The 13452-nt window shown below is 39.3% G+C and carries 15 protein-coding genes; 10 read left to right on the plus strand and 5 right to left on the minus strand.

Features of this window, described 5'->3' with window-relative positions; all coding sequences use genetic code 11:
* Positions 1 to 118: 118 nt before the first annotated feature.
* The 6 genes from Q4557_RS12495 to rnd all read left to right on the plus strand — a co-directional run bounded on the left by Q4557_RS12495 (position 119) and on the right by rnd (position 6182).
* Positions 119 to 517: a hypothetical protein gene (locus Q4557_RS12495; RefSeq protein ID WP_303413079.1), complete on the plus strand. Its 399-nt coding sequence runs from the start codon at positions 119 to 121 to the stop codon at positions 515 to 517.
* Positions 510 to 1196, plus strand: coding sequence for a M50 family metallopeptidase (locus tag Q4557_RS12500; RefSeq protein WP_102476618.1), 687 nt, complete (start codon positions 510 to 512; stop codon positions 1194 to 1196). The genes Q4557_RS12495 and Q4557_RS12500 overlap by 8 nt, the downstream gene beginning before the upstream one ends.
* 165 nt (positions 1197 to 1361) lie before the next feature.
* Positions 1362 to 2138, plus strand: a complete 777-nt coding sequence (locus tag Q4557_RS12505; protein WP_303413180.1) for a class I SAM-dependent methyltransferase — start codon at positions 1362 to 1364, stop codon at positions 2136 to 2138.
* 43 nt (positions 2139 to 2181) lie between these two features.
* A complete protein-coding gene (locus tag Q4557_RS12510) occupies positions 2182 to 3096 on the plus strand; it encodes an alpha/beta hydrolase (protein WP_102437287.1) in 915 nt (304 codons plus the stop codon).
* A gap of 230 nt (positions 3097 to 3326) precedes the next feature.
* The gene (gene fadD, locus Q4557_RS12515; protein WP_102437289.1) at positions 3327 to 5000 is read left to right on the plus strand and encodes a long-chain-fatty-acid--CoA ligase FadD; all 1674 of its coding nucleotides are present in this window, start codon (positions 3327 to 3329) and stop codon (positions 4998 to 5000) included.
* 69 nt (positions 5001 to 5069) lie between these two features.
* Entirely contained in the window at positions 5070 to 6182 is a 1113-nt protein-coding gene (gene rnd, locus Q4557_RS12520; protein WP_102476621.1) for a ribonuclease D, read from the plus strand.
* A 117-nt stretch (positions 6183 to 6299) separates the two neighbouring features.
* Here the strand turns inward: rnd and minE are convergent, their stop codons facing one another.
* From minE to minC, 3 genes are read right to left on the minus strand one after another with little or no spacing between them, the layout of a single operon-like run.
* Complete coding sequence (gene minE, locus Q4557_RS12525; protein ID WP_076537720.1) at positions 6300 to 6560, minus strand: cell division topological specificity factor MinE; 261 nt, start codon at positions 6558 to 6560, stop codon at positions 6300 to 6302.
* A gap of 2 nt (positions 6561 to 6562) precedes the next feature.
* A complete protein-coding gene (minD, locus tag Q4557_RS12530; RefSeq protein WP_076537724.1) occupies positions 6563 to 7372 on the minus strand; it encodes a septum site-determining protein MinD in 810 nt (269 codons plus the stop codon).
* A 28-nt stretch (positions 7373 to 7400) separates the two neighbouring features.
* Entirely contained in the window at positions 7401 to 8066 is a 666-nt protein-coding gene (minC, locus tag Q4557_RS12535; protein WP_076537727.1) for a septum site-determining protein MinC, read from the minus strand.
* 122 nt (positions 8067 to 8188) lie between these two features.
* On the opposite strand from minC, the gene Q4557_RS12540 reads away from it, so the two are divergent.
* The 3 genes from Q4557_RS12540 to Q4557_RS12550 all read left to right on the plus strand — a co-directional run bounded on the left by Q4557_RS12540 (position 8189) and on the right by Q4557_RS12550 (position 10057).
* Positions 8189 to 8467: a YcgL domain-containing protein gene (locus Q4557_RS12540; protein ID WP_102437293.1), complete on the plus strand. Its 279-nt coding sequence runs from the start codon at positions 8189 to 8191 to the stop codon at positions 8465 to 8467.
* 134 nt (positions 8468 to 8601) lie between these two features.
* A complete protein-coding gene (locus Q4557_RS12545) occupies positions 8602 to 9576 on the plus strand; it encodes a lytic transglycosylase domain-containing protein (RefSeq protein WP_102437295.1) in 975 nt (324 codons plus the stop codon).
* A 40-nt stretch (positions 9577 to 9616) separates the two neighbouring features.
* Complete coding sequence (locus Q4557_RS12550) at positions 9617 to 10057, plus strand: YcgN family cysteine cluster protein (RefSeq protein ID WP_102476623.1); 441 nt, start codon at positions 9617 to 9619, stop codon at positions 10055 to 10057.
* 7 nt (positions 10058 to 10064) lie between these two features.
* On the opposite strand, the gene dsbB is transcribed toward Q4557_RS12550, so the two are convergent.
* Complete coding sequence (gene dsbB, locus Q4557_RS12555) at positions 10065 to 10574, minus strand: disulfide bond formation protein DsbB (protein ID WP_303413086.1); 510 nt, start codon at positions 10572 to 10574, stop codon at positions 10065 to 10067.
* Between the two features lie 110 nt (positions 10575 to 10684).
* Positions 10685 to 12271, minus strand: a complete 1587-nt coding sequence (nhaB, locus tag Q4557_RS12560; protein WP_102437301.1) for a sodium/proton antiporter NhaB — start codon at positions 12269 to 12271, stop codon at positions 10685 to 10687.
* A gap of 445 nt (positions 12272 to 12716) precedes the next feature.
* Between nhaB and fadR the strand changes: the two genes are divergently transcribed.
* The gene (gene fadR / locus Q4557_RS12565; RefSeq protein WP_102437303.1) at positions 12717 to 13448 is read left to right on the plus strand and encodes a fatty acid metabolism transcriptional regulator FadR; all 732 of its coding nucleotides are present in this window, start codon (positions 12717 to 12719) and stop codon (positions 13446 to 13448) included.
* Positions 13449 to 13452: the final 4 nt, after the last annotated feature.

The raw sequence follows: 13452 nt of genomic DNA on the forward strand, positions 1-13452 counted from the left end.
TGAGTTTACAGCAGTGATAGGGAGCTATTGTCAGCTATCACTGATGTAACAGATAAGGCCGATTGGGTTGCCATTGTCAAATGCGCCATAATGGCTTTTTATAATAGGAGTGATAACAATGAATGCTTTTTTACATACTTCAGTTCAGCCTTTATCCTCCTATAATCCCAGCAATATTAATGGGCATAAAAACGTTTCAGCTATCTCAACTAACGCTGTTGTTAAGCTTTCTGCATTACAAAATCAAACTCAACTAACTAATCAAACAGATACGCTTGATGCCGTTAAAGATGACAGCAAACAGTTACCGGCGCTAACTAGCGCAGAATTTGATTCCAAGCTTGATGCTAAATTGCAATACGACAATGACATGACGTCAGCGACAAGAGATAAGCCATTCAAAGACCATTGTCAGACATTGGCCAGTGCTGGTGCGATACAAGAATATTTAATAAACCAACATTCTGCGCAACGAGAACATATTCAACAAATGGTAGGAATAGATTTATATGCATGATGCGCGACCTAACAAGTTATCCGCTATCCCTTCAAAAGGTCGCTTTTTTCTCGAACTATTATTTGCCTTTTTAATTACCAAACTGCCTTTCATTAGTATTCCATTCAAATGGTTTGAAAGTTATTTCCATGAAATATCTCATGGCATAGCAGCCATCTTATCTGGCGGCATAGTCACTAAAATCCAGTTGTTTCCCAATGGTGCAGGCCTTTGTTTTACTCAAGGCGGTTTTGCGCCATTGATTACTTTTTCTGGCTACCCCGGTGCTGCCTTGTGGGGCTATATGATTTTCTTGCTAGCCACTTGGCGTGCAGGGATCCGCTTTACCTTAGGCATTTTAGGAATAACCGTTATTGGTTCATTAATCCTGTGGGCACGGGATCTACTCACCATCGGCATATTAATTTCACTTGCGGTGGTATTCTTATTACCTCTTAAATTTGATCATAATGCTTTACTTAATAGCCTATTAAGGGTCATGGGATTGATGATTGTCTTAAATGCCATGGCGAGCCCTACGGTACTATTTCGAGTCGTAGGCCAAGGGGATGCAGCTAAACTGTCGCAACTGACTTGGATTCCTGCATGGATATGGGTGATTATGTGGCTGATATTCAGTTGTTTTATGTTATGGATGTGTTGGAAAAGAGTTGACGACAAAAAGCTGCCAATCGGCTAAAGTGATCGACTTAGCAACCTTTGCCGTACCAGTTGCTGATATTTTCGAGACAATTTCTTCAGGGAGAAGACAATGAAACGTACGTTATTATTATCTACCGCTATTGGGCTTAGCGTTTTAGGCTTGTCTGCTGTCACTAACACAGCAATAGCTCATAACCATGGCATGGCTGAAAATACACAGGCTGTTAAGGTTAACCCGCAACTGGCGGCAGCCGTCGCCAGTGATTTCAGAACCGAGAAAAGTAGCGCACGGGATAAATACCGTAACCCATCAGAAACTTTAACATTTTTAGGTATTCAACCTGATGATACCGTGATTGAATTATGGCCTGGCGGTGGCTGGTATGCGCAAATTTTAGCACCATACCTAGCTGATAAAGGCCATTATATTGGTGCGATTTTTGAGACCAACCCAAAAGAAGACACTAAAAGAACCCAGTATTACGCTAAAGCCGGTAAAAAGTTTGAAGCTTGGCTTGCTGAAAACAAAGCGGTATTAGGCAATGCTTCAACAGTTACATTCCAGCCGCCAGCATCATTAGCTTTAGGGGATGATAACAGTGTTGATTATGTACTGACTTTCAGAAACCTACATAATTGGGCTGGGCAAGCGCAATTAGAAAATGCCTTCACTGCATCTTATAAAGTGTTAAAAGAGGGTGGTGTGTTTGGTGTAGTAGAGCACAGATCAAACCCTGGAATGTCATTTGAAAGCGGTTATATGGATCAAGCTGAAATGATTACTCTAGCTGAAAAAGTGGGTTTCACGCTAGCGGCAACCTCTGAAATTAATGCTAACCCTAAAGACACCAAAGATTATGAGAAAGGGGTTTGGACTTTACCACCGCGTTTAGCGTTAGAAGATGTAGATAAAGAAAAATACATTGCTATTGGTGAAAGCGATCGGATGACGCTAAAATTCATCAAAAAAGCTAAGTAATCTTAAGTTAGACATTCAGATAAAAAGAGTCAATTACGTGCTTATGAATGAGTCAATTGAACAATCGCTGCCAGTTGAAGAAGTCGATTTTCAATTGGCTCATATTCGTTTAAGCGCCAAACGCTATGGCTGTAAAAATAAGCCTATTTTATTGGCTTTACATGGCTGGTTAGATAATGCTGATAGCTTTGAACCTTTAGCTAAAGCGTTACATACTCAGGGTATATTAAGCCAATTTCAACTACTCGCTATTGATTGGCCAGGTCACGGTAATTCACAACATAGACCTGGTAGTTATCCACTTCATTGGCTTGATTATATTTATGACTTGGATGAATTAATCAATCAAATAAGCCCTTCATCCCCCCTCAACATCATTGGACACTCTTTAGGTGGTATTATTGCTGCGGCTTATAATGCTTGCTTTGCACACAAAGTCGATAAGCTCATTTTGATTGAAGCATTAGCACCGTTATATGAAAAGCCAACCCATGCCCAAAAGCGGTTGATTAATAGCTTTCAACAGCATAATCGTTTTAATGGCGCTAAATCATCGATGGCAAACATAGCAATAGTTAAGCAAAGCTTTACCCTCGACAGGGCGGTTAATGCCCGTCATCAGTTAACTGGCCTTGATAAAGTATGGTGTGAGTTAATCATTAAACGTAATGTTGAAATTAAACATCAGCAATTATGTTGGAAAAGTGATCCCCGCCTTAAGCTAGACTCACCTTATCGTTTAACCTTTGAACAGGTTGACGCATTAATGAGCATGAGCGATACCCAGTGTTTATTAATATTAGGCGAGCAGGGCTTTAAGCAGTTAAAATTAGCTTTACCTCAAGCATTATCATGGTTTAGTCGCCTATCCCATATACAAATTGAAGGTGATCACCACCTACATATGGGTAGTGCAAAGCTTGTGTCCGATAAAATTAGAACTTTTATTCTAAGTTAGTATCTTGTTGTGGTGAAATCACTAGGATTTTTATTTCATTTATGTGATTATGGTCCGAATTTAAACGGCCGTATGATTTTATGGCTAAACAATAAAAATTAACGCAAACAACTTTGCTGCGACTAACAATAATAAAATTTTACGCTAGTTTTAAAGAGCAGTGATTTTTAGACCTTGCCAATATTGAAGGGCTCCTTCATAGCAATGGGCTAATTAAATAGGAGAAAATTGTGGACCATCCTTGGATTAATAATTTACCAGAAAATGTACCAGCAGAAATTGACTCTGAACAATTTACCTCTTTGGTAGACATGTTTGAAACAGCAGTGTCTAAATATGCTGATCAGCCTGCTTTTATCAACATGGGGGCGACATTAACCTATCGTAAGTTAGAAGAAAGAAGTCGTGCATTTGCTGCCTATTTACAAAACGAACTCAAGCTTGAAAAAGGCGATAGAGTCGCGTTAATGATGCCAAACCTGTTGCAATACCCTATTGCACTGTTTGGTATTTTACGTGCAGGGATGGTAGTGGTAAACGTCAATCCACTTTATACCCCAAGAGAACTTAAACATCAGTTAGTCGACTCTGGCGCTAAGGCTATTGTGGTGGTATCTAATTTTGCCCGCACCCTTGAAGAAGTCGTTGCAGAAACACCGGTAGAATCTGTGATTATCACCGGGCTTGGTGATCAGCTTAGTGCACCTAAACGCACCCTAGTTAACTTTATTGTTAAATATATCAAAAAGATGGTGCCTAAATATGATTTGCCACATGCATTATCTTTCAGACAGTCGCTTACCAAAGGTCGCCGTTTACAATATATCAAGCCTGAGATAACCACTGATGACTTATCATTTTTACAGTACACCGGTGGTACCACAGGTGTTTCTAAAGGCGCAATGCTAACTCACGGCAATGTGGTCAGTAATGTCTTGCAAGCTAATGGTGCCTATTCGCCAGCCTTAAAAAATGGCTCAGAGTTTGTGGTTACCGCTTTACCGCTTTATCACATATTTGCATTAACTGTTAATTGCCTATTGTTTTTACACAAGGGCAGTAAAAACTTACTTATTACTAACCCAAGAGATTTGCCAGCATTTATTGGTGAACTTAAGAAATATCCATTCACAGCCTTAACTGGGGTTAATACCTTATTTAATGCCTTAGTGAATAACGAAGATTTTAAAAATTTAGATTTTAGCCGCTTAAAGTTCTCAATTGGCGGTGGCATGGCGGTACAAAAAGCGGTGGCTGATAAATGGCAGGCCATTACCAAAACGCGCCTGTTAGAAGGTTATGGTTTAACCGAGGCATCACCACTAGTGACCTGTTGTCCTTATAACCTCGAAGGTTACAATGGCTCAATTGGTTTTCCTGCTCCTTCGACTTTCATTCAAGTCCGAGATGATGACGGTAAGGTATTAGCCCAAGGTGAAACAGGTGAGTTATTTGCTAAAGGCCCTCAGGTAATGAAAGGCTACTGGCAACGCCCAGAAGAAACTGCCAAAGTGATTGATAAAGATGGTTGGTTAGCCACGGGTGATATTGGTTACATGGATGAGCAAGGCTTCTTTTTTATTGTTGACCGTAAAAAAGACATGATTTTAGTTTCTGGCTTTAATGTTTTCCCTAACGAAGTGGAAGACGTGGTGGCATTGCACCCAAAAGTGGTTGAAGTTGCTGCTGTTGGTGTTCCAAATGATGCAAGCGGGGAATTAGTTAAGATTTTTGTCGTTGCAAAAGATAACACTGTGACTGAACGCGATCTCATTAAGCATTGTCGCCAACATTTAACAGGATATAAGGTACCAAAACTGGTAGAATTCAGAGATGAGTTACCCAAATCCAATGTAGGTAAGATTTTACGACGAGAACTTCGAGACGAAGTTAAATCAGCGTAAAGTAAAGCCGGCAATAGCCGGCTTTTTATTAGCTTTATATTGGTTAAAAAGATAAAATTGGAGCGTATTTTGTTATCGTTTGAATATATCAGCGACCCAGAAAGTTTAGCGAAATTAGTAGCACAGTATCAGCAAAGTGAATTACTTGTGCTTGATACCGAATTTGTTAGAACACGAACTTATTACGCAAAGTTAGGGCTTATTCAAGCCTATGATGGTAAGACGCTAGCGTTGATTGATCCCGTTGCCTTAGCTGATTTATCAGCATTTTGGCAGTTATTGTCAGATACGAAGATCACTAAACTTGTTCATTCATGCAGTGAAGACTTAGAAGTGTTCGCGCGCTATGGTCAATGTCAGCCAAGTCCCTTATTTGATAGTCAAATTGCAGCGACCTTTACAGGCCTAGGGCATGGTTTAGGTTACGCGAAACTGGTTAATACCTTTTTAGATATCGAAATAGATAAAGGTGAATCACGCACCGACTGGATGAAACGTCCACTGACTGATGCACAACTGCAATACGCTGCAAATGATGTGTTTTACCTTTACAAGCTTTACCCGCAATTGTTAGCGAAAATACAACAATCTAACCGTATGGATTGGCTACTTGAAGAAGGTGAGCGCATGACAGAAGGGCGTTTAACTCCGCCTGATGAAGAGCTTGCTTATTTAAAAGTGAAAAATGCGTTTCAACTATTTCCACAGCAGCTCGCTTACTTAAAAGTATTAGCTACTTGGCGCTTACAAAAAGCGTTGAAAAAAGACTCAGCCCTTGGGTTTATCATTAAAGATCATGCCTTAATTGCATTAGCTAAAAAACAACCTAAGACAGTGATTGAGCTTAATCAGCTAAATGATCTAACAGAGCATGAAAAACGCTTTCACGGTAAAGAACTGATTAAAGTGTTACAAACTGCTGACTTAAACAATCTGCCTGAAGCAGTAGATGTAATCGCTCTGAAAAATGGTTACAAAGCCTCATTTAAAGAAGTGAAAAATATTCTTATTCAGGTGGCTGAACAACATGACGTTGCTATTGAGTTTATCGGTTCTAAACGTTTAATTCATGAGTTTTTAATGTGGTTGTACAATAAGCAACCTGCAGAAAAACCATTGTTATTAAAAGGCTGGCGCGCCAAGCTAGTAAAAGATGCCCTAGTTGCAATCAAGTTTAGCTAAATAGACACATCAAGTGTAAAAATTGCTGCTACAAAAAAGCCAAGAGTAAACTCTTGGCTTTTCTTTACGCTCTGTGACTAGAGAGTATTTTTTACAAGCTCAGGTACAAACTCAGGCTTATTTACCTTCAGGTAAGGTCACATTTAGTTCTAATACAGATAGGTTTTCATCATTTTGTTCTAATTGAACCGATACCTGATCTTCAGAGATATGTACATATTTTCTAATGACTTCAAGGATCTCTTGTTTCATTTTCGGAAAATAATCTGGCGCGTCACGTTCACCACGTTGGTGCGCAACAATAATTTGTAAACGCTCTTTAGCTGTGACCGCTGTGTTGGTTTTTTTGTTACTTTTAAAGTAGTCGAGTATAGACATAGTTAGCTACCAAATATCCTTTTTAGGAATCCTTTTTTCTCTTCTGTCAGAAATCTAAATGGTACTTCTTCACCAAGTAAACGTTGTACAGTATCAGCATAAGCAAGACCTGCATCACTTTCGTCATCGATAATTACTGGCACACCAGAGTTTGAAGCTTTTAGCACTGCTTGTGACTCAGGAATGACCCCAAGTAATTTAATTGCCAAAATCTCATTCACATCTTCAACACTGAGCATTTCACCTGTTTTAACTCTAGCAGGAGAATAACGTGTTAGTAATAGAAACTCTTGAATAGGTTCTAAATTTTGTTCAGCTCGACGTGAACGGCTTTGCAACATTCCCAAAATACGGTCAGAATCTCGTACTGAACTGACTTCTGGGTTGGTGGTAACAATAGCAATATCAGCAAAATACAATGCCATCATTGCGCCTTGCTCGATTCCTGCCGGTGAGTCACAAACAATATAATCGAAATCTTTGCTTAGCTCTTCTAATACACCGCCAACGCCTTCTTTAGTCAGGGCATCTTTATCACGTGTTTGTGACGCGGGTAAAATAAACAGTTTGTCACAACGCTTATCTTTGATTAATGCTTGATTAAGATTGGCTTCACCATTGATAACATTGACAAAGTCGTAAACGACTCGTCGCTCACAACCCATAATTAAATCGAGGTTTCGTAAACCGATATCAAAATCAATGACGACTGTTTTCTTTCCTTTCAAGGCTAAGCCAGTCGCTATTGCTGCGCTTGAGGTTGTTTTACCAACACCGCCTTTTCCTGATGTGACAACAATAATCTGTGCCATGTTGTTATATATCCTTTTAAGTTGCCACTTACTGTGGCAATGATTCAACCATGAGTGTTTCGCCATTTAAGCGAATGCAGCCGCGTTGGTCACTGCAGTTTTGTTGCAAATGCTCAGCTAACCAATACTGCCCAGCAATAGAAACGAGTTCGGGGTCTAATGCATTGGCAATAATAATACTATTAACATCGCCAGACGCCCCGGCCATTGCTTTGCCACGTAATGCACCGTATATATGAATGCTACCATCTGCAATGACTTCTGCGCCATTGCCAACCGCACCAAAAATGACTAAATCAGCATTTTTTGCGTAAATTTGTTGTCCTGAACGGATATTTTGCTTAACTATTTTGGTTTCTTTTAATGGCGCAGGCATACTTTTAGCTTGTTTGCCTGATTTAACCACTGCAAGGCCTAATAGTTTGGCTTGGCTACTAATGCTTTCATTTGCTGATGTTACACCCACTATAATGAGTTGGTTATCAGTAAGAAGTTGTTTTAATGCGGCTAAATTAATGTTTTCTTGCTCAATTGCACTTAAATTTAAGATTAACGGTGCACCAATAAAAAACTGTGGCGCTTGGGATAATTTACTTTCTAAGTCAGCTGCAATAGCGTTGAAATCATGGGTGTTGATATGGAGTACTGAAAGCGTGAAAGAGGTAGCTTTTAACTCGAGACTTTGTGTGGCCATCCAGGCTTTACTCTCCAAAAAATGTCAGTCTAAGAACTGAATTACAATTAATTTAATCATTGTCCATGTTATAGTGTGCGTTGTTTACTATCAAGCAAGAAACAGAGGAATTTAACCCCAAGATGATTTGTACTGTATATAAAAGTAGTCGAAAAGTTGATACCTATTTATTTGTCGAGAAGCGTGACAATTTCGATGCCGTTCCTGAGGCTTTAATGAAAATGTTTGGCGTCCCCAAACTGGTGATGATGGTGCCTTTATTAAAAAGAACTGAACTTGCCATGGCCGACATTGAAAAAGTAAAAGCTGAGCTTGCTGACAAAGGCTACTATTTACAAATACCGCCCCCTGTTGTTAATTTACTGGCAGAGCATCGTAGAAGTTTAGGTTTAAATGACTAGCGATATTTTTTAAAATAGTTATAGTTTGTTTATGATATAATTATATATTTTACTATTCCGGTGCCTGCTAAAACGTGTTAACGTTTAGTTAATAAAAATAAGAATAGCAATGCTGAGTTAATTTAGGACAATTTATGATTTGGAAGATCATTTCATCTGTAATAGTTTATTTATTGGCTGTGAATTTGGTTTTTGCGCAGCAAGATATTAGTTTTGATGATTATTTAGACTCACTTAAAGATAAAGCTATCGCTGCGGGTATTTCCTCAAACACGATCGATGAACATTTCTCAAAAATCAAAGTGTTTAAAAGAGCCACAGTAAAGGGCTCTGAAACCAGTTTGAATCTAGAAAGTTACATACCTAAAAATGTACCTGAAATAACCGTCGTTACCGCAAGAGCTATGCTCAAAGAGCAACAAGACGCTATCGTTGCTATTGGCGATCGTTATGGTGTTCAGCCACGTTTTTTAGTTGCGCTATGGGGATTAACCTCAGAGTTTGGTGAGCAACAAGGTAATTTTCCGATTTTATCTGTCACCGCATCCAATGCTTATTCTGGCAATCGTGAGCAATTTTACATTGATGAATTTATTGCTGCTTTACGCATCATTGAATCTAATGATGTTCAATACGAGCAATTAATCGGTTCATCAACTGGCGCTATGGGCCACCTACAATTAATGCCGTCACAGTACTTAGCTTTTTCGCAAGATGGTAATGGCGATGGCAATAAAGATATTTGGAATAATCAGTACGATGCCTTTGCAACTGCAGCATCAATGCTGCAGGCATCCGGTTGGCGTAATGATGAAACCTGGGGGCGTCAAGTTAGCTCAATTGAAGCATTAGCCGTGGAAGATACCGGTATAGACAATGCTAAAACGTTTAATGAATGGCAAGCGCTTGGTGTACGTCGCTATAACGGTAATGATTTGCCCAAGCGTGATGATATGCAAGTTGCTTTGTTAATGCCTGACGGTGAAAAAGGTCGCCAATATCTGGTGTATAATAATTTCAAACTGCTTCAAAAATGGTCTAACAGCGAACATTTTTTATTAACTGTGACTTACCTTTCTGAACGAATCAAAAATCCGCCAATCAATTAGTGGTACAATAGCGGCAATGTTATTTTATTACTATTGAACTATGTCTTTTTGGAATGAAAAAAAACTCGAAGAAATGAGTATCGTGCAGTGGGAATCACTGTGCGATGGTTGTGGAAAATGCTGCTTAAACAAATTAATCGATGATGAAACAGAAGAGTTGTATTACACCAATGCAGCTTGTCATTTGTTAGATGATGAATCTGGCGGTTGTCGACGTTATCCTGAACGCTTCAAATATGTTCCAGCCTGTACGGCCATTACTGCAGATAATGTAGCTGAATTAACATGGCTACCAGATTCTTGTGCTTATAAGCGTTTATACCAAGGCAAAACGCTTCCCAGCTGGCATCCTTTACTGACAGGTTCTAAAGAGGCCATGCATGAAGCTGGCATATCGGTGAAGGGTAAAACCATTAATGAAACCAAAGTACGTGAGCTAGAAGACTATATCGTACTTTGGCCATTAAAAGACGTTGAATAGTCATTTTTTATTTAGCTGGTTTTACTGCAGGAATGATTATTACTGCCAGTACGACTAAATAAACGATAAAAGTGACAACCATCCATTGCGCCATGCTTACTGATAAGAATGTCCAAGGCGAGTCACTGCACATGCCAGTAGGGGAAAACACTGCTGGGAGCCATTTATCCAGTGGCATCCATGTTGGAAATTCAGGGAAAAATGAGCAGGTGGAGAAAGGCGATGGGTCGACCTGTAGTTTATTAAGTTCAAGTGATAACTTTAATCCCCAGGCAGCACTGACTCCCCAAGCTCCGATAGCTATTATTCTGGTTAACCAGAATTTTGGTGCCATCAGCCCCACCATAGCGGCAATAATTAATCCTAAAACCGCCACTCTGACATAAATGCACATGACACATGGGGCTAAATTCATCACGTATTGGAAAAATAGCGCAGCAGCCTCTAGGCCAATTGCTGACATAAGTAATATTAACCAAGCGCTACGTGAACGAGTGAAACTCTGTAAACGATTCAAATCAAACTCCTTTCGATCTTATATTTATTATTAGTATGAAAACTCAACGGGATATAAAAAAGCACCCTCATTAGAGGGTGCTTAATTGATAATGTTCAAATTATTAAACATTAATGCCCGCTTGCAGCGCCAATAACGTCTTTCGCAGTATGATGAATAATGATGTGACTATCATAAAAATACTGGGTCATATCGGTTAAGAAGCCAGATTCAATAGTAACAACACCGACAATTGACAGTACAATCGTATAAGGCAGTGCCATCCAAACCATACGGCCATAGGACAGTCTTACTAATGGTGCTAAAGCAGAGGTCAGTAAGAATAAGAATGCAGCTTGACCGTTAGGGGTCGCAACAGAAGGCAGGTTAGTACCTGTGTTAATCGCCACAGCTAATAAATCAAATTGGTCACGGGTGATTTGGCCACTGATTAATGCTGCTTTTACTTCATTTATATAGACAGTACCCACAAACACGTTATCGCTCACCATCGACAATAAGCCATTAGCAATATAGAACACCACTAACTGGGCGTTACCTTCAAAGCTTAGTGCCCATTGAATAACAGGGGCGAATAAATGTTGATCAATAATCACACCAACCACGGCAAAAAATACCGCAAGTAAGGCTGTGAAAGGTAAGGCCTCTTCAAATGCTTTACCAATCGCATGTTCATCTGTCACGCCATTAAATGCCGTGGTTAAGATGATAACGGATAAACCAATCAAACCAACAGAGGCTAAATGGAAGGCTAAACCTACGACCAACCAAATACCTACAAGAGCCTGAACAACCAGTTTCATCTTATCGGCAGTGGTTCTGTTTGCATCTTCATAGGCAGCATAATCGCTTAAAATTTTATGAACCGCATCTGGCAGTTGTGCGCCATAGCCAAACCATTTAAATTTTTCAACAATGAAGCAAGTGGCTACACCCGCGATTAATACTGGCATGGTAACAGGTGACATACGAATAAAGAATTCACCAAATTGCCAATGAGCTTGGGCTGCAATGATTAAGTTTTGTGGTTCACCGACCATAGTACAAACACCGCCAAGAGCAGTACCTACACCAGAGTGCATTAGTAAGTTTCTTAAGAAACCACGAAAAGCCTCTAACTCTTCATCGCATAACTGTTCACGATCTTCTTTAGTGTGGTCATGATCTGAACTAAAGTCTTTACCTGATGCCACCTTGTGATAAATCGAGTAGAAACCAACGGCTACAGCGATGATAACCGCGATAACTGTTAGGGCATCTAAAAAGGCCGACAGAAAAGCAGAAGCGGTACAAAACATCAATGAAACAACAATTTTTGAACGTACTTTAGTGATCATTTTAGTGAATACAAAAAGTAGCAATTGCTTCATGAAGTAAATACCAGCAACCATGAAGATTAATAATAATAATACTTCTAGGTTAGCTTCTATTTCATGTAGAACTTGTGTGGGGGAGGTCATGCCTATAATTACAGCTTGTATGGCGAGTAAGCCGCCAGGCTGTAATGGATAGCATTTTAGTGCCATTGCAAGGGTAAAAATAAATTCTACTACCAGTACCCAACCTGCGATGAATGGGCTGACATAGAAAAATAATAATGGATTTATAACGAGGAACAACAATATTGCATATTTATACCATCTTGGTGAATTACCCAAGAAGTTATGAAAAAATGCATTACCAGCAGTTGACGGCATAATAGCCTCTCCAGTTGTGATTTTGTGATAGTGAAATTTACTGGAAGGAATTTCGTGACAAATAGAGCGACGTATTTACAGCTGACTTTGAATAAGACGAATTACATTGTTTCTAAACTATCTTGCTCAGTAAACAATTTTTCGTCATAGCCTTTTTTATCAGTCATTTAAACGCATTATATTTGTTAGTTTCAAAATTCGTTAGCTGTATCGCTAACTTACATCCTTTTGTTTGACGCGGTATTTTAGCGCAAACTTCATTGATTGTAATCCAAGAAAATCTATCATTCGACAAATAGCCAACGAATATAACTGCTACGTCACAAACTTATCTGCGATTGGTGAAAAAGTAACCGGTAACAAGGTTGGATCTAGGCTTTAACTGCTATGTATGGTGTGTATTTATATTTCCTCTGGTATGATCTGTCTATTGGTTAACCACGGGATGTTAAAGTTGACAATTATCAATGCAAAGGGTCCTGCAAGTTTTGCAGAAAAATGGATTGTACGTTCCATCTGGGAAAATAAGTTTCCACCGGGGTCGATATTACCCGCAGAGCGTGAACTATCAGAATTAATTGGCGTAACAAGAACAACATTAAGAGAAGTGTTACAACGATTAGCGCGTGATGGTTGGCTCAAAATTCAACATGGCAAACCAACCCAAGTGAATAATTTTTGGGAAACCTCTGGCTTAAATATTTTAGAAACTATTGCTGATTTAAACCCTGAGGGATTCCCGTTATTGGTTGATCAGCTGCTTTCAGCGCGAGCCAATGTGAGTATTATTTATTTTCGCGGCGCCATTAGAAATAACCCAGAAAAAGCTCAAGCGGTATTAGCAAAAATTCATCAGTTAGAAGACACTGCTGAAGCTTATGCTGATTATGATTATGAATTACATCATGCGTTAGCGTTTTCTTCAGGAAACCCGCTCTATGTTCTTATTCTTAATGGTTTCAAGGGATTGTATAGCAGAGTAGGTCGCTATTATTTCTCGAGTGAAGAGGCGCGAGCGATCTCACTAGATTTTTACAAAAAGCTTGAAGTTTTAGCCATTGAGCACAAATACAATGACGTTAATGGGTTGATGAAATCAAATGGCATTAACAGCGGCGTTATGTGGCAAAAGTTACGTGATGATATGCCTGCAGAGATTGCTATCAGTAATAAATAGTAGC

Origin of the sequence: Shewanella sp. 5_MG-2023 (genome assembly GCF_030547465.1) — a bacterium.
Taxonomy (GTDB): Bacteria; Pseudomonadota; Gammaproteobacteria; order Enterobacterales; family Shewanellaceae; genus Shewanella.

Bases quoted from the DNA above. Each gene is read 5' to 3' on its own strand.
- Q4557_RS12495 (WP_303413079.1), top strand. From the start codon at position 119: ATGAATGCTTTTTTACATACTTCAGTTCAGCCTTTATCCTCCTATAAT.
- Q4557_RS12500 (WP_102476618.1), top strand. From the start codon at position 510: ATGCATGATGCGCGACCTAACAAGTTATCCGCTATCCCTTCAAAAGGT.
- Q4557_RS12505 (WP_303413180.1), top strand. From the start codon at position 1,362: ATGGCTGAAAATACACAGGCTGTTAAGGTTAACCCGCAACTGGCGGCA.
- Q4557_RS12510 (WP_102437287.1), top strand. From the start codon at position 2,182: ATGAATGAGTCAATTGAACAATCGCTGCCAGTTGAAGAAGTCGATTTT.
- minE (WP_076537720.1), bottom strand. From the start codon at position 6,560: ATGTCTATACTCGACTACTTTAAAAGTAACAAAAAAACCAACACAGCG.
- minD (WP_076537724.1), bottom strand. From the start codon at position 7,372: ATGGCACAGATTATTGTTGTCACATCAGGAAAAGGCGGTGTTGGTAAA.
- minC (WP_076537727.1), bottom strand. From the start codon at position 8,066: ATGGCCACACAAAGTCTCGAGTTAAAAGCTACCTCTTTCACGCTTTCA.
- Q4557_RS12540 (WP_102437293.1), top strand. From the start codon at position 8,189: ATGATTTGTACTGTATATAAAAGTAGTCGAAAAGTTGATACCTATTTA.
- Q4557_RS12545 (WP_102437295.1), top strand. From the start codon at position 8,602: ATGATTTGGAAGATCATTTCATCTGTAATAGTTTATTTATTGGCTGTG.
- Q4557_RS12550 (WP_102476623.1), top strand. From the start codon at position 9,617: ATGTCTTTTTGGAATGAAAAAAAACTCGAAGAAATGAGTATCGTGCAG.
- nhaB (WP_102437301.1), bottom strand. From the start codon at position 12,271: ATGCCGTCAACTGCTGGTAATGCATTTTTTCATAACTTCTTGGGTAAT.
- fadR (WP_102437303.1), top strand. From the start codon at position 12,717: ATGTTAAAGTTGACAATTATCAATGCAAAGGGTCCTGCAAGTTTTGCA.